This is a genomic window from Streptomyces sp. 142MFCol3.1 (assembly GCF_000424945.1).
Taxonomy (GTDB): domain Bacteria; phylum Actinomycetota; class Actinomycetes; order Streptomycetales; family Streptomycetaceae; genus Streptomyces; species Streptomyces siamensis.
Genome location: NZ_AUKV01000014.1, coordinates 164166 through 182151 on the forward strand (window position 1 = coordinate 164166; position 17986 = coordinate 182151).

Genomic DNA, 17986 nt, shown 5'->3' on the forward strand with positions numbered 1-17986 from the left:
TCTGTGAGTATGTGCACGACCGCGTCGCGGCACCTCGACGAGCCCCTGGCGGGAACTGCGGCCACCGCGAGGACATGGCTGCTGATCGAGCAGCCCGGCCCCTGGGGTGCGAAGGCGCTCACTTCGAGCCACCTGGACCCCACGATCGGGCGTGCCCTCGAAGCGGCGGCGAAAGGCACGGACGTGCGGATCGCGCTGATCCGCCGCCCCGGACGGCACGCCGACTGCGGGACGCTCGCGGAGCGCCATGTGTACGCGGCGCACATCACTCCCGGAAACGTGTGGCTGCACAGCGCCATGACGACCGATCCCGAGCACCTGCTCGACCTCGACTTCGCCGCTCTCGGCATGGGCGACCGCCACACCTTCGACAGGGTTCTCCAGGGCGGGCCGCACACGGGCGACCCGCTCGCGCTCGTCTGCACCAACGGCAAGCGCGACCGCTGCTGCGCTCTGCTGGGACGCCCCCTCGCCGCCGAACTCGCCATGTCCGGCGCGGCAGGCGTCTGGGAGGTCACCCATCTGGGCGGACACCGCTTCTCGCCGACCGTGCTCGTCCTGCCGTACGGATACGCGTACGGCCGCGCCGAGGCACACGCCGTCAAGGAGATCGTCCAAGGCGCCCGGCACGGCCGGGTCGTCACCGAGGGCTGCCGCGGGAACTCCGCGTGGGAGCGGCCGGGCCAGGCGGCCGAACTGGCCGTGCGCACGGCCCTGGGAGAGCACGCGGCCGAGGTCCTGACCGTGGTCCGCACGGAAGGCACCGCTCCCCGCTGGGCGGTCACCGTGGCGCACACGGACGGCCGTCTGTGGCGTGTGATCGTCGCCCAGGGGGCCGCGCTGCCGCCGCGCCCGGAGAGCTGCGGTTCGGTGCTGGGCTCGCCCGCCCGGATGGACGTCGTGGCGGTACGGGCGATGGGGCCGGCGACTGCCGCGGTAGCCTGCTGACCCCTGGCCCGGGCGGTCGCAGGCGCTCGCCGGCCTCGTACCGGGGCATCGCGCCCCCGTCCCCACGACTCCCCCACCGGACGATCAAGAGATCCGTGCCACACTCCCTTCGGCCGGGTGCGCCCGCCCCCGTACCGTCATAGCCATGAGCCCCACTCCCCCCGCACGACGACTGCGCCTCGGTCTGCCGCGGCGGGTGTTCTCGCAGGTGCTGCTGATGCAGGTGGCGATCGCCGCGGGAGTCGCCGTCCTCGCCACCGGGCTGTTCCTCGCACCGCTCAGCGCGCAGCTCGACGACCAGGCGATGCGCCGCGCGCTGGCGATCGCGCAGACCACGGCGGCACAGCCGCAGATCGCCGACGATCTGCGCACGACACGGCCCTCCGCGGCCGGCCCGGTGCAGGCCGAGGCGGAGCGGATCCGGACGGCCAGCGGGGCCGAGTACATCGTGGTGATGGACATGCAGGGCATCCGGTGGTCGCACACCGATCCCTCGGAGATCGGCCGGGAGGTCTCCACGGACCCCCGTCAGGCGCTGCGCGGCAAGGACGTCATGGAGATCGACACCGGCACCCTTGGCCGCTCCGCGCGGGGCAAGGTCCCGCTGCGCGACGCCGACGGGAAGATCATCGGTGCGGTCTCGGTCGGCATCAAGTACGACAGTGTGCGGGCACGGCTGATCGACGCGATCCCGGGTCTGTTCGCGTACGCGGGCGGGGCGATGGCCGTAGGCGCGCTGGCCGCCTATCTGATCTCCCGGAGAGTGCAGCGGCAGACCCGTGATCTGGCCTTCTCCGACATCTCGGCACTGCTCGCGGAGCGCGAGGCGATGCTGCACGGCATCAGGGAGGGCGTGGTCGCGCTCGACGGCGCCGGCCGCGTACGTCTCCTCAACGACGAGGCGCAGCGCCTGCTGGGCCTCGGCTCGGAGGCCATCGGGCAGTCCCTGGACGACGCGCTCGGTCCGGGACGTACGACCGACGTGCTCGCCGGACGCGTGACCGGGACCGATCTGCTGACCGTCCGCGGCCAGCGCGTCCTGATCGCCAACCGGATGCCCACCGACGACGGGGGCGCCGTCGCCACGCTGCGCGACCGTACGGAGCTGGAGCAGCTCGGCCGGGAACTCGACTCCACACGCGGTCTGATCGACGCCCTGCGCGCCCAGGACCACGAGCACGCCAACCGCATGCACACGCTCCTCGGACTGCTCGAACTGGAGATGTACGACGACGCCGTCGACTTCGTCGGAGAGGTCGTCTGTGACCACAAGGTGACCGCGGAACAGGTCACCGAGAAGGTCCACGACCCGCTGCTCGCTGCCCTGCTGGTCGGCAAGGCGACCGTGGCCGCCGAGCGGGGCGTGGCCCTGTGGATCTCGGACAGGACACTGCTGCCGGACCGCCTCGTCGACCCCAGAGGACTGGTCACCGTCGTCGGTAACCTCGTCGACAACGCGCTCGACGCCGTCGCGGGCAAGCCTCACGCGCGCGTGGAGGTGGAACTGCGTACCGAAGGCCGCACCGCCGTGCTCCGCGTGCTGGACACCGGACCCGGGATCCCGCAGGAACAGCGGGAACTGGTCTTCACGGACGGATGGACCACCAAGAAGCCCCCGGCGCACGGGAAGCGCGGCATCGGGCTCCCCCTGGTGCGCCGGCTGGCCGAGCGGCAGGGCGGCAGCGCACGGGTCACCGAGGCGGACGGCGGGGGTGCGGAGTTCACGGTGGTGTTGCCGGAGGCGCTGACCGAACCTCTGCCGGAGGCGCTGGCCGAACCCCTGCCCGACGAAACGGCCGGAGGGGAGGACAGTCCCGTCCCCGCACCGGGACCACGTCTCGTACGGCAGTCCCCGTCCCCCGAGGCCGCGGGGCCGGGAGCCACCGACACCCCGGACGCCGGGGAGGAGTCGCGATGATCGAGGTACTGGTCGTGGACGACGACACCCGGGTCGCTCGGGTCAACGCCGCCTACGTCGGGAAGGTGCGCGGCTTCCACGTCGCGGGCGAGGCGCACAGCGCGGCGCAGGCCCTGAGCCGGATGGAGGCGCTGCCCCGGGTCGATCTGGTCCTCATGGACCACTACCTGCCGGACGACACGGGTCTCGCCGTGGTCCAGGAGATGCGCCGCCGCGGCCACCAGACCGACGTGATCATGGTGACCGCGGCCCGGGACATCTCGACCGTGCAGGCCGCGATGCGGCAGGGCGCGCTCCAGTACCTGGTCAAGCCGTTCGCCTTCGCGGGGCTGCGCGCCAAACTGGAGGCCTACGCGGCTCTGCGGCGCACCCTGGACGGCGGCGGTGAGGCCGAGCAGCCCGAGGTGGACCGGATCTTCGGCGCGCTGTCCGCGCGCGCGGAGCCGGACCTGCCCAAGGGGCACTCCCCCTCGACCGCGGAGCTGGTGCGCCGCGCGCTGGTGAACGCGGAGGGGCCCCTGTCGGCCCAGGAGGTCGGCGACGAGACCGGACTGAGCCGCCAGACCGCGCAGCGCTATCTGAAGCTCCTGGAGCGCACTGGGCGGGCCAGGCTGACCCTCAAGTACGGCGACGCGGGCCGCCCGGAGCATCGCTACGTCTGGGCGACCCGCGTCTGAGCTGCGTGCGCCGGCGGCTCAGCCCGCGGCCTTCTTCACGAACTCGGTGGTGTACGTCTTGCTCAGGTCCACATCGGCGTTCTTGATGTTGGGGTTGAACGCCTTGAGGACCTTCTCGACGGTCTCGGGACCGTTCTCGGGCATCACACCGTCCTTGGTGAACATCGGCAGCGTGCTCTGGATCGCGCCCGCGTACAGCGTCTTGTTGCCCTGCGAGTAGTCGGCGGGCATCTTGTCGGCGATGTCGGCGGCGCTGTGCGTGGACATCCACTTGAGGGTCTTGACGAAGGCGTTGGCCAGCTTCTGGACCGTGTCCTTGTGGCTGTTCACCCAGTCCGTCTGCATGTACAGACTGGACGAGGGGTACGGTCCGCCGAGCGCCTCCTGGGACCCCTTCGGCGTCCGCATGTCGACGAGCACCTTGCCGAGGTTCTTCTCCATGACCGTGGCGACGGTGGGGTCGGTCGTCATGCCGCCGTCGATGGCCCCCTTCTGGAGGGCGGAGATGAACGTGGGGCCGGCGCCGACGGCGACGGGCGTGAACTCGCTGACCTGCACACCGTTCTTGACCGCGAGGTACTTGGTGAGGAAGTCCGTCGAGGAGCCCAGACCGGTGATGCCGAGCTTCTTGCCCTTGAAGTCCTTGGGCGAAGTGATGTCGTCCTGGCGCTTGTTGGAGACGATCTCCACCTCGCCGGGCGCGTGCGAGAACTGCACGACGGACTCCACGGACTTGCCCTTGGTCTGCAGGTCGAGGGTGTGGTCGTAGAAGCCGACGGCTCCCTGCACCTGGCCGGAGACGAGGGCGGTCTCGGCCTGAACACCGGCGGGCTCGCTCAGGAGTTGGACATCCAAACCCTCCTCCTTGAAGTAGCCGAGCCGCTGCGTGAGCATCGCCGGCAGGTAGATGACCTTGTCCAGTCCACCGACCATGATCTTGACGTGCTCACCGCCGCCACCTCCGTTGTCGCCGGAATCGGCCGTCGTGCTTGCCGCGTCGTTGGCGCAGGCGGTGAGCGAGGTGAGAGCGAGCAGACCGGCGGCTGCCAGGGCGGAGTATCTGGCGGTCTTGCGCATGGTGGTTCACGTCCTTGTGAGAGAAGAGCGGGTGCGGTACGCGGGTGCGACGGGTTCAGCGGTCGGAGTCCGACGGCTTCCACCGGAAGATGCGGCGCTCGGCGAAGGTGAGCAGTCCCTCGGCCAGCAGGGCGACGACGGCCAGGATGACCATCGCGGCATAGACACCGGCCGCGTTGAAGGTGCCCTGCGACTGCGCGACGAGCAGGCCGATGCCCTTGGTCGCGCCGATGTACTCGCCGACGATCGCGCCGATGAGCGCGAAACCGAAACTGACGTGCAGGCTGGTGAAGATCCACGATGTGGCGGACGGGATGACGACCTGGAGCGTCACCCTGCGGTCGCTGGCCCCGAGAATGCGGGCGTTGGCCACCAGATTGCGGTCGACCTCCCGCGCGCCCTGGAAGGCGTTGAAGAAGACCGGGAAGAAGACGAGGACCACGGCCGACGCCACCTTGGAGGCCGGCCCGAGTCCGAACCAGATCACGAAGATGGGTGCGAGGACGATCCTGGGGATGGAGTTGAGCACCTTGATGTAGGGCCCCAGGACGTCGGCGAGGAACGTGATCCGGCCCAGCGCGATACCGAAGACCACACCGGCGACCACACCGATGATCCAGCCGAGCAACGCCTCGTGGAGCGTGAACCAGATCTGTTCGCCGAGCGAGCCGAGCGCCGTGCCATGGGTCGTCCACGTGTAGATCTGGTCCCAGATCTTCGACGGCATCGAGAAGTTGAACGGATCGATGACCTCGGCCCGGGAGAGCCCCTCCCACAGGCCGAGCACGGCGACCAGGAGCAGCGCGCGGGCGGCGGCCACGACGATCTTGCGGCGGCGAGCGGCCCGCGCGCGGGAATGCGTGCGGTCCTGCTTGGCGGGCTCGGCGTCCTTCAGGGCGACGACCGTCTCGGGCAGGGTGTCAGGCGACATGGGCCGCGCCCCTCTCCCGGGTGATGCGAACCTCTTCGCCCAGCGACTCCCAGATCTCGCGGTAGATTTCGATGAACCGCGGCTCCAGGCGCACCGACTCGACCTTGCGCGGGCGCGGCAGGTCGATGTCGAAGACGTGCTTCACGGTCGCGGGGCCCGCGGTCATGACGACGACCTTGTCCGCGAGCGCGATGGACTCCTCCAGATCGTGGGTGACGAAGACGACCGAGGCGCCGGTACCCTCCCAGAGTTCCAGCAGCTCGTCCGACATGAGCGCCCTGGTCTGTACGTCGAGCGCCGAGAAGGGCTCGTCCATCAGCAGGATCTCGGGGTCGTTGACGAAGGTGGCGGCGAGGGCGACGCGCTTGCGCTGACCTCCGGAGAGCTGGTGGGGATAGCGGTCCTCGAAGGCCGCGAGCCCGACTCGGGCCAGCCATTCGCGGGCCCGCTGCTTCGCCTCGGACTTGGGCACGCCACGGAAGCGGGGGCCGGCCATCACGTTCGACAGCACTGTGCGCCAGGGGAAGGTGGCGTCCTGCTGGAAGACGAAACCGACCTTGTCGCCGACGCCCGCGACGGGCTCCCCGGCGACAAGGACTTCGCCCTCGGTGGGCTCTTCGAGTCCGCTGACCAGGGTCAGCGTGGTGGACTTCCCGCAGCCGGTGGGACCGACGACGGCGACGAACTCGCCCCGGCCGATCGTGAGGTCCAGCTCCCTGACCGCCGTGTGCAAACCCCCCGACGGCGTCTTGAAGATCTTGCTCGCGCCCCGCAGCTCGATGGCGGGGCTGATGTCTGTGCTCATGGCCCGGGACCGTAGGTGTGGCGGGGGCCACAGCATCAGTCTTCTGAGCGCAAGGCCTTCTTCTGCTTGCAAGAGTCTGTTGTGCTCATTTTGCTCGCGCTACAACAGCGGAGCCGAAACACGGGCTTAACGCCCGCCAGGCCTTGAGGGAAAGAGGCCCGATGATTGACGTCCTGGTCGTGGACGACGACTTCCGCGTCGCCGAGATCAACGCGAAGTACGTGGGGAAGGTTCCCGGATTCCGGGTGACCGCCCGCGCGCACAGTGCTGCCCAGGCGCTGGCCGCGGTCGAACGCGCGCCCGTGGACCTGGTGCTGCTGGACCACTACCTGCCCGACCAGACGGGCCTGGAACTGGTCCACCGGATGCGCGAACGCGGCCATGGCACCGACGTCATCATGATCACCGCGGCCAGCGACGTGGTGACCGTGCAGGCCGCGATGCGTCTCGGCGCCCTGCACTATCTCGTCAAGCCGTTCACGTTCGCCGCGCTGCGCGCCCGCCTCGACTCGTACGCCGCCCTGCTCCGCACCGTGGACCGGGTGGGCGGCCACGGTGTGGCGGGCCAGGAACAGGTCGACCGGATCTTCGGCGCTCTGCGCACCACACCCGTGCCGTCGTCACCGGGGCTGCCCAGCGGTCACTCCGAGCCGACCACCGACCTCATCTGCGACGTGCTGCACCGTGCGGACCACCCTCTGTCGGCTCACGAGGTGGCCGCAGAGACCGGCCTCAGCCGCTCCACGGCGCAGCGCTATCTGCGCCACCTCGAACAGGCCGGCCGCCTGAGCCTGTCGCTCAAGTACGGCGACACGGGCAGGCCGGAGCACCGGTACGCGTGGGTGGCGCCTTAGACCCCACAGGTACGGGCCGGACACGCCCGGCGGAAGGGACTGCCGGACACGCCCGGCCGGCCGACGGGACGGGCGAACGCGTCGGCCGGAGCGTCGCACGGACGCACCGGCCGCCCCCGGCAGCAACCGCTCTGGCTCCGAGGAGTCTGCGGGTCCCGTCCCTGTTCGATGAGCGGCGGATACGCCCCCGCCGACGCCCTCAGACGGCCCCGGCGCCGGTGAGTGCCCGCACCTCGGTCTCCGCGTACTTGGCCTCGTCCGGTTCCTCCGCCGATGTGACCGTCCCGAGCCAGCCCGCGAGGAAGCCCAAGGGGATCGACACGAGGCCCGGGTTCTGCAGCGGGAAGTACTGGAAGTCCACGTCCGGGAAGAGCGATTCGGGACTCCCCGAGACCACGGGCGAGAGCACCACGAGCACCAGCGCGGGCACCAGGCCGCCGTATACGGCCCAGACCGCGCCCCGCGTGGTGAACGACCGCCAGAACAGCGAGTACAGCAGCACCGGCAGGTTCGCGGACGCCGCGACCGCGAAGGCGAGGCCCACCAGGAAGGCCACATTGAGGTCACGGGCGAGCAGCCCCAGCGCGATCGCCACCACGCCGACTCCGACGGCAGCCGCCCGCGCCACGGCCACCTCGCTGCGCGGCTTCGCGTGCCGACGCCGCAAGGACGTGTACAGGTCGTGGGCCACGGACGCCGAGGAGGCGAGGGTGATGCCGGCGACGACCGCCAGGATGGTCGCGAAGGCGATGGCGGCGACCACCGCGAAAAGAACCGTTCCACCCGTCGAGTTGGCGCCGCCACCCAGGTCGAGCGCCAGGAGCGGGACCGCTGTGTTGCCGGCCGCGTTGGACGCGCGCACCGTCTCCGGACCCACGATCGCCGCGGCCCCGAAGCCCAGGACGATCGTCATCAGGTAGAAGCCACCGATGAGCCCGATCGACCAGACCACCGAACGCCGCGCCGCCCGGGCCGTCGGCACGGTGTAGAACCGGGCCAGGATGTGCGGCAGCCCGGCCGTGCCGAGGACCAGCGCAAGCCCCAGGCTGATGAAGTCGAAGCGCGCGGTCCAGTCGCCGCCGTACTTCAGTCCGGGTGCGAGGAACGCCATGCCGTGCCCGCTGCGATCCGCCGCCGAACGCAGCAGCTCATTGACATTCCCGTGGAACCGCACCAGGACGAGCACCGTCAGCGCGACGGCTCCCCCGAGCAACAGCACGGCCTTGACGATCTGGATCCATGTGGTGGCCCGCATGCCGCCCAGCGACACATAGATCACCATGAGCGCGCCGACGCCGATCACCGTCCAGTTCCGCGCGGCGTCGCTCGTGCCTCCCAGCAGCAGTGCGACCAGGCTGCCGGCTCCGACCATCTGCGCCACGAGGTAGAGCACGGACACCGTCACCGAGGACGTTCCCGCCGCAATCCGCACCGGCCGCTCGCTCATCCGGGCCGCGACGACGTCGGCGAGCGTGAAACGCCCGCAGTTGCGCACCAGTTCGGCGACCAGGAACAGCACGACGAGCCAGGCGACGAAGAACCCCACGACGTACAGCAGGCCGTCATAGCCGTAGAGCGAGATCAGCCCCGTGACGCCCAGGAAGGAGGCCGCCGACATGTAATCACCTGAAATGGCAAAACCATTCTCCATCGGCGAGAACAACCGCCCGCCGGCGTAGAACTCCTCCTCCGAACCGTGCCGGTTGCGGCTCACCCACGTCGTGATCGCCAGCGTCACCGCCACGAACGCGCTGAACAGCAGGAGCGCCAGCGTCTGATGGTTGCCTGTCACCGCTCACCGCCTCTGACGTGCCGTGTCAGCTCCTGTGTGTCCCAGCGGAGATCAAGCGCTGCCCGGTCCCGGCGCAGCCGCGCGTGGCGCGCGTACGCCCACGCGAACAGGAACGTCGTGAGGAACTGTCCGAGTCCCGCGAGCAACGCCACGTTCACCGCGCCGGCAACGGGCTGCGCCATGAGCCCCGGCGCTGTCGTCGCCGTCACCACATAGCCCACGTACCAGGCGAAGAAGACGGCGACGGCCGGGATCACGAACCTCCGGTACCGGCCGCGCACTTCCTGGAACGCCGCGCTGCGCTGCACCTCCAGATAGACGTCGGCCGCTCCGCCCGCCCGCGGTTCGTACTGCGCGCGCGCCGCCGGCACCGCGGGTGCGGGCGCTCCCGTGCCGTCCAACTCACCCCAGCCGGAGGCGAGCGCGTCGTACCAGGGGTCGTCGAACCGGACCTCTCCGGTATCGCCGCCGTCGTGCTTCTCCACCGATCTCTCCTTGTCCGCGGGCTGATGTCGCCGCGTGCTCAAGGATGGGCAGATCGGGAAGATCCCGGACTCTTCTCTCCGTGCTCTTCACCCCATCAGGTGACTCAGTCCACCGGTGGCCGGACGAGTCCCTTCCCGAAGGCGTAACGCACCGCCTGAGCACGGTCCTTCAGCCCCGTCTTCGCGAACAGGTTGTTGATGTGGGTCTTCACGGTGGCCGTGGAGACATGCAGCTTGCGGGCGATCTCCTGGTTGGTGAGCCCCTCGGCGATCAGCAGCAGCACCTCGGTCTCGCGCGCGGTCAGCCCGTCCGGCCCCTCCGCCGGCGGCAACGGCTCCGCTGCCGGCTCCGACAGCCGCTCCAGGAGCCGCCGTTGAATGCTCGGCGAGAGCCCCGCGTCCCCCGACAGCACGCTCTCCACCGCCCGTACGATCTCGTCCCCGCCCGCGTCCTTGGTGAGATAACCGCGCGCTCCCGCTCTCAACGCGGGAAACAGCGACTCGTCGTCCGCGTACGTCGTGAGGATGACCACCTGTGTGCCCGGGTGCTCGGCCCGGATGCGACGGGTGGCCTCCACACCGTCGCAGCGAGGCATGCGCAGGTCCATCAGCACGACGTCCGGGGCCAGTTCGGCGACCAGTGCCACGGCTTCGTCCCCGTCGCCCGCCGCTCCGACGACCTCGACCCCGGGCAACAGGCCCAGCAGCATCACAATGCCCTCGCGCACGACCGTCTGGTCGTCCGCCACCACGACCCGCGCCGGCTTCCTGCCCGTCTCCTCCGTCTCCGTCATACGGGCACCCTCAGCGTCACCACGAATCCCTCCTCCTCCGGCCCGGCCTCCAGCGAGCCGCCCAACAACTCGGCACGCTCCCGCATGCCCAGCAGACCGTACCCGGCTCCCGAGCCGCTGAGATCGCCCGGCGGGCCTCCCGAATCCCGTACGTCCAGCGTCACTTCGCTCTCGCCGTAGTCGAGATGCATGTGGACCTTTGCGCCCCGGGCGTGCTTACGCACGTTCGTCAGGGCCTCCTGCGCGACTCTGCGCACAGCCTGCGAGGCCTCAGCGGACAACGGATGCCGTTCGCCCGTCACGGTGACGTCCGCTCCGTCCGCCGTGGCGACGAGTTCACTCAGGAAGTCCTCCAGTGGGGACATCTCGCCTCGCAGAGCGGAGAGGGCCTGCCTGGTCTCCGCGAGCCCCTCCCGGGCCATCCCCCGCGCCGCCACGACCCGTTCGAGGATCGCATCCCGGTCGGCCCCCCGCTCGATCAGCAGACGGGCCGCCTCCAGATGCACGAGTTGCGCCGACAGACTGTGGGCCAGCACGTCGTGGATCTCCCGCGCGATCCTCGACCGCTCGGCCAGTGCCGCCGACTCCGCCTCGGCCGCACGCGCGGCGCGCTCCTGCGCCAGCAGTCGCTGTGCGCTCCCTCGTGCCTCCGCGTCCAGGCGCAGCACATACCCGGCGAGGGCGAGTCCCGCCGTGGTGGCCGCGGTGGTCAGCCACACGTCGTCGTTGGCCGCCGCGTACGCGCTCAGCGCCACGGAGGTGACGGGCAGTGCCGCCGCGAGGGGCAGCCGCTCGATGGCGCTGACGGCGCACCCGCACCACAGCACGAGGGCCGGCACTCGGAAGCCCACGCCATGCCCCACCGTCGCGATCGCCAGCAGCAGGGTCAGCAGCCCCAGGGAGGGCAACAGGCGGTGTTCGAGCGTGGTCCGCCAGAACGCCCACAGCAGGAACACGCACACCATGATCCCTGCGATGCCCGCAGCGATCTCCCACCCGCTCAGGCCCGCTTTCGTGAAGGTCGTCGCGATGAGGACACCCAGGGCGACGATCCTCGAGACCCATCCGAGCACGCGCCTCGGCCTGGACACCCCGACCCGCAGGAGCGCCTCGCGGGACGGCCACCGAGTCCAAGCGTTCTCGCTCACACGCGCTCCTTCCACGAGGCGGGCACGCCGTCACCGTACGCCGGGGTCTGCGCCCGCGTCGGGTGCGGGAGCTGGGTCCGCCAGGCCAGGAACCCGGCGCGGACCAGCAGAGTGGTGGCGAGACCCAGCAGCAGCGCCGAGGACTCCTGATGCACGCCGAACAGCACGCCTGTCCCGAAGAGGCCGGCACGCAAAGCGATGCCCCCGATCCAGACGGCCACGCTGGCCTTGGTGCTCCGGCTCCACACCGAGCCGTCCGGCTCCGTCCATATGCGCGTCGTCCACGCCCAGCCGGCACCGGTCGCCAGAGCCACCAGCAGTTCCGCGCCCAGCAGCACGATCGCCCCCGCTCGATGGTGCGGGTCGATCAGCCCGGGATCGCGCAGCGCCATGACCCCGAGGACGACGGGCACGATCCACCAGCGCTTGCCGTCGCTGATCCTGCGGGTGCGGAACTGGCGTTCGATCACCAGTGCGGCAACGGCGCAGATCAACAGAGCATCGACGAGCCCGGACATCGCGGCCTCCGTGGGCGAGGGGGAGCGACAGCGGGTGCTGTCGACGCCTTCGACGCTACGGAAATCCGCAGGTCAGCAGATCGGAGCCGGGGTGGATCCCGGGTGGATCTCCCACCACCCCCAACCTCCACCCACGGGTGGAGCCCCGGTCACGGCGCGGCCCCGCGGCAAACGCCCCTCGCCCCCTCCGCCCCTACCCGGCCCATGCCCCTGGAGGCTCCGCCCCCAGACCCGCCGTTCGGCTTGAAACGGCCCCGTCCTCAATCGCCGGACAGACTGAAGGGTGCGGGCCAGGCTGAAATCCCTGAGCCCTCGACTCTCGGCCCTGGGCTTTGGGCCTTGGGCCTTGGGCGCGCGGGGCGCGACCCTGAGCCCGCGGGCCCCAGCCCACGCACGGAAGGGGCCGTGCCGGTGAATCAAATGCCCGTTGCGGACGGCAACACGCACCCATCGAGGTCCTGCAGGCACAGGCCCGCACGACGGCTGCACGGGCGGATCACCGGCACGGCCCCGACCCACCCGCCGGACAGACGGCGAGACGGCCCGGCAGACGGCCCCGCCCCGCCCCACTACGCGTCGATCCGCGACCGGTCCAACGTCGCCGCCGAACTCGCGATGAACTCCTTGCGCGGCGCCACATCGTTCCCCATCAACAGGTCAAACACCTGCTCGGACGCTTCGAGGTCGGAGATGTTGATGCGGCGCAGGGTCCGGTGGCGCGGATCCATCGTCGTCTCGGCCAGCTGGTCGGCGTCCATCTCGCCGAGACCCTTGTAGCGCTGGATCGAGTCCTTGTACCGCACGTTCTTGCGCTGGAGCTCCAGCAGCGTCTCGCGCAGCTCCCGGTCCGAGTACGTGTACAGGTACTTGTCCTGGCCCTTCTTGGGCTGGCTGAGCTCGATCCGGTGCAACGGCGGCACCGCCGCGAAGACCCGCCCCGCCTCGACCATGGGCCTCATGTACCGCTGGAAAAGCGTCAGCAGCAGAATCCGGATGTGCGCCCCGTCGACATCGGCGTCGACGAGCAGAATGATCTTCCCGTACCGCGCCGCGTCGATGTCGAAGGTCCGGCCCGACCCCGCCCCTATGACCTGGATGATCGCGCCGCACTCGGCGTTCTTCAGCATGTCCGTCACGGACGCCTTCTGAACGTTGAGGATCTTGCCGCGAATCGGCAGCAGCGCCTGGAACTCGGAGTTCCGCGCGAGCTTGGCGGTGCCGAGCGCGGAGTCGCCCTCGACGATGAACAGCTCACTGCGGTCCACGTCGTCGCTGCGGCAGTCGGCGAGCTTGGCGGGCAGCGACGATGACTCCAGAGCCGTCTTGCGGCGCTGCGCGTCCTTGTGCTGACGGGCGGCGATCCGCGTGCGGGCGGCCGCGACGGCCTTCTCGAGGACGACCCGGGCCTGCGCGGCGGCGTCCCGCTTCGTGGAGGTCAGGAACGCCTTGAGCTCCTTGCTGACGACGTTCGTCACGATCCGGCGGGCCGCGGAGGTGCCGAGGACCTCCTTGGTCTGCCCTTCGAACTGCGGCTCGGCGAGACGCACGGTGACGACGGCGGTGAGCCCCTCCAGGGCGTCGTCCTTGACGATGTCGTCCTCGGCGACGCGCAGCAGTTTCTTGGCGCGCAGCACCTCGTTGACGGTCTTCATGACGGCCTGCTCGAAGCCGGCCACGTGCGTGCCGCCCTTGGGGGTGGCGATGATGTTCACGAACGACTTCAGAGTCGTGTCGTACCCCGTGCCCCAGCGCAGCGCGACGTCGACGCCGAGCTCGCGCGTGACCTCGGTGGGCGTCATCTGGCCGTGCTCGTCGAGGACCGGGACGGTCTCCTTGAACGTGCCCTGGCCCGAGAAGCGGAGGATGTCGCAGACCGGCTTGTCGGTGGCGAGGTACTCGCAGAATTCGCTGATGCCGCCGTCGAAGCGGAACGACTCCTCGCCCTTGCTGCCCCCCTCGCCGAGTCCGTACTCGTCACGCACGACGATGGTGAGGCCGGGGACGAGGAAGGCGGTCTGACGGGCGCGCTGGTGCAGGTTCTCGAGGGAGAGCTTGGCGTCCTTCAGGAAGATCTGCCGGTCGGCCCAGTAGCGCACGCGCGTGCCGGTGCGGGTCTTGGGGATGCGCTTGAGCTTGCGCAACCCGCCCGTCGCGTCGAAGGCGGCTTCGGGCCCGTCCGCCTTGAACGTCCCGGGGGTGCCCCGCCGGAAGCTCACCGCGTGGGTGTTGCCGCCACGGTCGACCTCCACGTCGAGGCGGGCGGAGAGCGCGTTCACCACGGAGGCGCCCACGCCATGGAGGCCGCCGGAGGCCGCGTAGGAGCCGCCGCCGAACTTGCCGCCGGCGTGCAGCTTGGTCATGACGACCTCGACACCGGAGAGGCCGGTCTTGGGCTCCACGTCGACCGGGATGCCGCGGCCGTTGTCCCGCACCTCGACGGAGCCGTCGTCGTGCAGGACGACGTCGATGTGGTCGCAGTAACCCCCGAGGGCTTCGTCGACGGAGTTGTCGATGATCTCCCAGAGGCAGTGCATCAGACCGCGGCTGTCCGTCGATCCGATGTACATGCCCGGACGCTTGCGTACCGCTTCGAGCCCCTCCAGGACGAGCAGGTGCCGCGCGGTGTAGTTGGAACCGTCCCGATCTGCTCCGGTCAGCAGGGCTGTGGACGGCACGGACGTTTCGGCGGTCACGCGGTTCGCTCCTCGCTGAATTTCAGATGGGACCCAATTGGGTGAGGCCCCGGCTTCGGTCGCCGCTCAGAGGGTACCGAGGCCTGGTAGAGCCGATGTAACGCCACCCTCGCATGAACTCAGACTAGTCCAGAGTCGCATGCGTGTTCGATCCCTCGATTGAGTGAAGTACATATCACGTTCCCTTCCAGGCATGAACCATTTAGGCTCCGGGCACGTCCTCATGAACAACCGGCAACCCAGCCGGGAGGGCAGACCACCTGACAAACAGCGCGAACCCGTACGACACGAAGACTTGCGATACGGCTCATTCGCCGCCACCCGGCAGCAGACAGCCGCCCCGGAGAGAAATTTTCGAGGAAAAGCCACGAGCGGGAACGTTTTCGGCCTGGTTGGATGTTGACCCTGGTACGACAGCTCGTCGAGCTAGAGAAGAGGCGACGTGACTACTGTTCTGACCCCCGCGAGCCCACTGACGGCCGCTGACCGCTGCGACCGTTGCGGCGCCCAGGCATATCTGCGCGTCGTCCTCCTGAGCGGCGGAGAACTGCTCTTCTGCGCCCACCACGGTCGCAAGTTCGAGCCGGAACTCAAGAAGATCGCCGCCGAGATACACGACGAGACGGAGCGGCTCACGACCGCGAGCGCCAATGAAGAAGAGCGCTGACACCTCGCGTCGACGACGAGTGAGTGCCGGCACAGGCCGGACGCCGGGCGGCCACCCCCTGGACACAGGGAGTGGCCGCCCGCACTCATAGCGCGCCGTCTGCGGCGCTCAGCGTCTCTTTGCGAGCACCCGGTCGATGTCCGCGACCCGCGTGTAGACGCCGGGGCTGCCAGGCCGCCCGCAGCCGCTCCCCCAGGACACCAGGCCGATCAGCTTCCCCTGGGCGACCAGCGGCCCTCCGCTGTCCCCCTGGCAGGCGTCGTGGCCGCCTGCGGCCTCTCCGGCGCACAGCATCGACGCCGACCGGTACGTGCCTTCCTCACCGCCGGGGTAGGCCGCCTCACAGGCGCTGTCGGGGAGCACCTGCACCCCGGCGGCCCTCAGGCTGTGCGGATAGGTCCCGAAGCCCGTCGTGTCCCCCCAGCCGTAGACCTCCGCCTCCGTACCCGGCTGGTAGGCGGGGTCCCCGGACGGAGCCATGCGGATGACCGAGTTCTCGGGAAGCGGTGACGCCAGCGTCACCACGCCGTAGTCCCCCGCATTCGTGTAGCTGTCGTAGTCGGGATTGACCCAGACGTCACGCACAGCGATCTCCTTGCCGCTGTCCGACAGCAGGTCACCGCGGCCCGCGATGACCTTCAGATCGGCCACCTGCCGCGGCGGGGTCCCCAACACGTCCGCACCCAGGCAATGCGCCGCGGTCAGGACCTTGGACGGACTGATCACCACTCCCCCGCAGAACTGCCCCGACCGCATACCCCCGAACCGGTCACGGCTGGCCAGCGCCACCGTCCACGGACTCTTCGAGATCTCGACGGGATATCCACCTATGACGACGCTGTCGGCAGCGGCCGGCACGGGGGAAGCCAGCGGTATCACGGCCGTGGCGGCCACAAGGGCCAGCGCTGAGACAAAAGGACGGCACATGCGCGCTCCTCACTCTGGGATGTTCATGGGAAACCCAGAGTGATCCAGCAGGCGGAAGCACGCATTCCGCACAGACGCCGAGGGCCCGGCTCCCCCACGGGAGCCGGGCCCTCTATATGACGTGGCGCCGAGGCCTAGTCGAGGTAGTCGCGCAGCACCTGGGAGCGCGACGGGTGACGCAGCTTCGACATCGTCTTGGACTCGATCTGGCGGATGCGCTCACGCGTGACGCCGTACACCTTGCCGATCTCGTCGAGGGTCTTCGGCTGACCGTCGGTGAGACCGAATCGCATGGAGACGACGCCGGCCTCGCGCTCGGACAGGGTGTCCAGCACGGAGTGCAGCTGCTCCTGCAGAAGCGTGAAGCTGACCGCGTCGGCCGGGACGACAGCCTCGGAGTCCTCGATGAGGTCACCGAACTCGCTGTCACCGTCCTCGCCCAGCGGGGTGTGCAGGGAGATGGGCTCGCGGCCGTACTTCTGGACCTCGATGACCTTCTCAGGGGTCATGTCGAGCTCCTTGGCCAGCTCCTCCGGGGTGGGCTCGCGGCCCAGGTCCTGGAGCATCTGGCGCTGCACGCGCGCGAGCTTGTTGATGACCTCGACCATGTGCACCGGGATACGGATGGTGCGGGCCTGGTCGGCCATGGCGCGGGTGATCGCCTGACGGATCCACCAGGTGGCGTACGTGGAGAACTTGTAGCCCTTGGTGTAGTCGAACTTCTCGACCGCGCGGATCAGACCGAGGTTGCCCTCCTGGATGAGGTCCAGGAAGAGCATGCCGCGGCCGGTGTAACGCTTGGCCAGGGAGACCACCAGACGGAGGTTGGCCTCCAGGAGGTGGTTCTTGGCGCGGCGGCCGTCCTCGGCGATGATCTCCAGCTCGCGCTTGAGCTTCGGGGCGAGCTTGTCCGCGTTGGCCAGCTTGTCCTCGGCGAACAGACCGGCCTCGATGCGCTTGGCGAGCTCGACCTCCTGCTCGGCGTTGAGCAGCGGGACCTTACCGATCTGCTTGAGGTAGTCCTTGACCGGGTCGGCGGTGGCACCGGCAGCGGCGACCTGCTGCGCGGGCGCGTCGTCCTCGTCCTCGTCGGACAGGACGAAGCCCTGGGCACCGTCCTCGGTGGGCTCCTCGGCTCCGGGCTTGCCCGGGGTCTCCTCGACCGCCTCGTCGTCGATCAGCTCGACGTCGTCCTTCTTGGCGGTGGTCTTCTTGGCCGCCGTCTTCTTGGCGACCGTCTTCTTCGCGACCGCCTTCTTGGCGGTCGTCTTCTTGGCAGCGACCTTCTTGGCGGACGCGTCCTCAGCCGGATCGTCGGCGGCAGGCACGGCCGGGGCGGCGGGGGCGGCGGCCTTCTTGGCGGTCACCGTCTTCGCGGCCACCGTCTTGGTGGCGGTGCGCTTGGCCGGACTCTTCGCTGCGACGCTCTTTCGGGTGCGCTTGGGCTCCGCGGCACTGACCATCAGCGTCACACCCTCTTCCTCGAGGATCTGGTTGAGGCTGCGCAGTACGTTCTTCCACTGAGTGGCCGGAATCTGGTCAGCTTCGAAGGCCCGACGCACGTCATCGCCGGCGATCTGCCCCTCAGCCTTTCCCCGCTCAATGAGCGCCATGACAGAGACGGACTCGGCGATCTCCGGCGGGAGCGTACGGGATGTGCTGGCCGACACGAACAACCTCTCGGAACGTTGGAAAACGGCTTCCGGCCCCGTCCACTGCGGACAGGAGCCGACGACCGCCGACTGGGGATGG

General features: G+C 69.6%; 16 protein-coding genes. 5 read left to right on the forward strand and 11 right to left on the reverse strand.

The window, feature by feature from the left end:
- Positions 1-3 precede the first annotated feature (3 nt).
- From H305_RS0121985 to H305_RS0121995, 3 genes are all read left to right on the forward strand, one after another.
- A complete protein-coding gene (locus H305_RS0121985) occupies positions 4-948 on the forward strand; it encodes a sucrase ferredoxin (RefSeq protein WP_028802281.1) in 945 nt (314 codons plus the stop codon).
- Positions 949-1093: 145 nt separating this feature from the next.
- Entirely contained in the window at positions 1094-2866 is a 1773-nt protein-coding gene (locus tag H305_RS46755; protein ID WP_051370824.1) for an ATP-binding protein, read from the forward strand.
- Entirely contained in the window at positions 2863-3543 is a 681-nt protein-coding gene (locus H305_RS0121995) for a response regulator (RefSeq protein WP_028802282.1), read from the forward strand. Before H305_RS46755 ends, H305_RS0121995 begins: the two co-directional genes overlap by 4 nt.
- Before the next feature lie 18 nt (positions 3544-3561).
- On the opposite strand, the gene H305_RS0122000 is transcribed toward H305_RS0121995, so the two are convergent.
- The 3 genes from H305_RS0122000 to H305_RS0122010 are packed head-to-tail and all read right to left on the reverse strand — an operon-like array spanning position 3562 to position 6356.
- A complete protein-coding gene (locus tag H305_RS0122000) occupies positions 3562-4620 on the reverse strand; it encodes an ABC transporter substrate-binding protein (protein ID WP_028802283.1) in 1059 nt (352 codons plus the stop codon).
- Positions 4621-4675: 55 nt separating this feature from the next.
- The gene (locus tag H305_RS0122005) at positions 4676-5551 is read right to left on the reverse strand and encodes an ABC transporter permease (protein ID WP_028802284.1); all 876 of its coding nucleotides are present in this window, start codon (positions 5549-5551) and stop codon (positions 4676-4678) included.
- A complete protein-coding gene (locus H305_RS0122010; RefSeq protein WP_028802285.1) occupies positions 5541-6356 on the reverse strand; it encodes an ABC transporter ATP-binding protein in 816 nt (271 codons plus the stop codon). The genes H305_RS0122005 and H305_RS0122010 overlap by 11 nt, the downstream gene beginning before the upstream one ends.
- Before the next feature lie 161 nt (positions 6357-6517).
- Here H305_RS0122010 and H305_RS0122015 point away from each other — a divergent pair, with 161 nt between their 5' ends.
- Positions 6518-7210, forward strand: a complete 693-nt coding sequence (locus H305_RS0122015; RefSeq protein ID WP_028802286.1) for a response regulator — start codon at positions 6518-6520, stop codon at positions 7208-7210.
- A gap of 199 nt (positions 7211-7409) precedes the next feature.
- Here the strand turns inward: H305_RS0122015 and H305_RS0122020 are convergent, their stop codons facing one another.
- From H305_RS0122020 to H305_RS0122045, 6 genes are all read right to left on the reverse strand, one after another.
- Positions 7410-9002 carry a cation acetate symporter gene (locus H305_RS0122020; RefSeq protein WP_028802287.1) on the reverse strand — a complete coding sequence of 531 codons (1593 nt, stop codon included), beginning with the start codon at positions 9000-9002 and terminating at the stop codon, positions 7410-7412.
- Positions 8999-9487 carry a DUF485 domain-containing protein gene (locus H305_RS0122025; protein WP_028802288.1) on the reverse strand — a complete coding sequence of 163 codons (489 nt, stop codon included), beginning with the start codon at positions 9485-9487 and terminating at the stop codon, positions 8999-9001. The genes H305_RS0122020 and H305_RS0122025 overlap by 4 nt, the downstream gene beginning before the upstream one ends.
- A gap of 104 nt (positions 9488-9591) precedes the next feature.
- Positions 9592-10281 carry a response regulator transcription factor gene (locus H305_RS0122030; protein ID WP_028802289.1) on the reverse strand — a complete coding sequence of 230 codons (690 nt, stop codon included), beginning with the start codon at positions 10279-10281 and terminating at the stop codon, positions 9592-9594.
- A complete protein-coding gene (locus tag H305_RS0122035; RefSeq protein ID WP_028802290.1) occupies positions 10278-11429 on the reverse strand; it encodes a sensor histidine kinase in 1152 nt (383 codons plus the stop codon). Before H305_RS0122035 ends, H305_RS0122030 begins: the two co-directional genes overlap by 4 nt.
- On the reverse strand, positions 11426-11947 hold the full coding sequence (locus H305_RS0122040; protein WP_028802291.1) for a hypothetical protein: 522 nt from the start codon (positions 11945-11947) through the stop codon (positions 11426-11428). Before H305_RS0122040 ends, H305_RS0122035 begins: the two co-directional genes overlap by 4 nt.
- 569 nt (positions 11948-12516) lie before the next feature.
- Positions 12517-14640: a DNA gyrase/topoisomerase IV subunit B gene (locus H305_RS0122045; RefSeq protein ID WP_028802292.1), complete on the reverse strand. Its 2124-nt coding sequence runs from the start codon at positions 14638-14640 to the stop codon at positions 12517-12519.
- A gap of 442 nt (positions 14641-15082) precedes the next feature.
- Here H305_RS0122045 and H305_RS0122050 point away from each other — a divergent pair, with 442 nt between their 5' ends.
- A complete protein-coding gene (locus H305_RS0122050) occupies positions 15083-15307 on the forward strand; it encodes a DUF7455 domain-containing protein (protein WP_028802293.1) in 225 nt (74 codons plus the stop codon).
- A 108-nt stretch (positions 15308-15415) separates the two neighbouring features.
- Here the strand turns inward: H305_RS0122050 and H305_RS0122055 are convergent, their stop codons facing one another.
- A complete protein-coding gene (locus H305_RS0122055; protein WP_028802294.1) occupies positions 15416-16234 on the reverse strand; it encodes a serine protease in 819 nt (272 codons plus the stop codon).
- 134 nt (positions 16235-16368) lie between these two features.
- Positions 16369-17904, reverse strand: a complete 1536-nt coding sequence (locus tag H305_RS0122060) for an RNA polymerase sigma factor (protein ID WP_037764940.1) — start codon at positions 17902-17904, stop codon at positions 16369-16371.
- Positions 17905-17986: the final 82 nt, after the last annotated feature.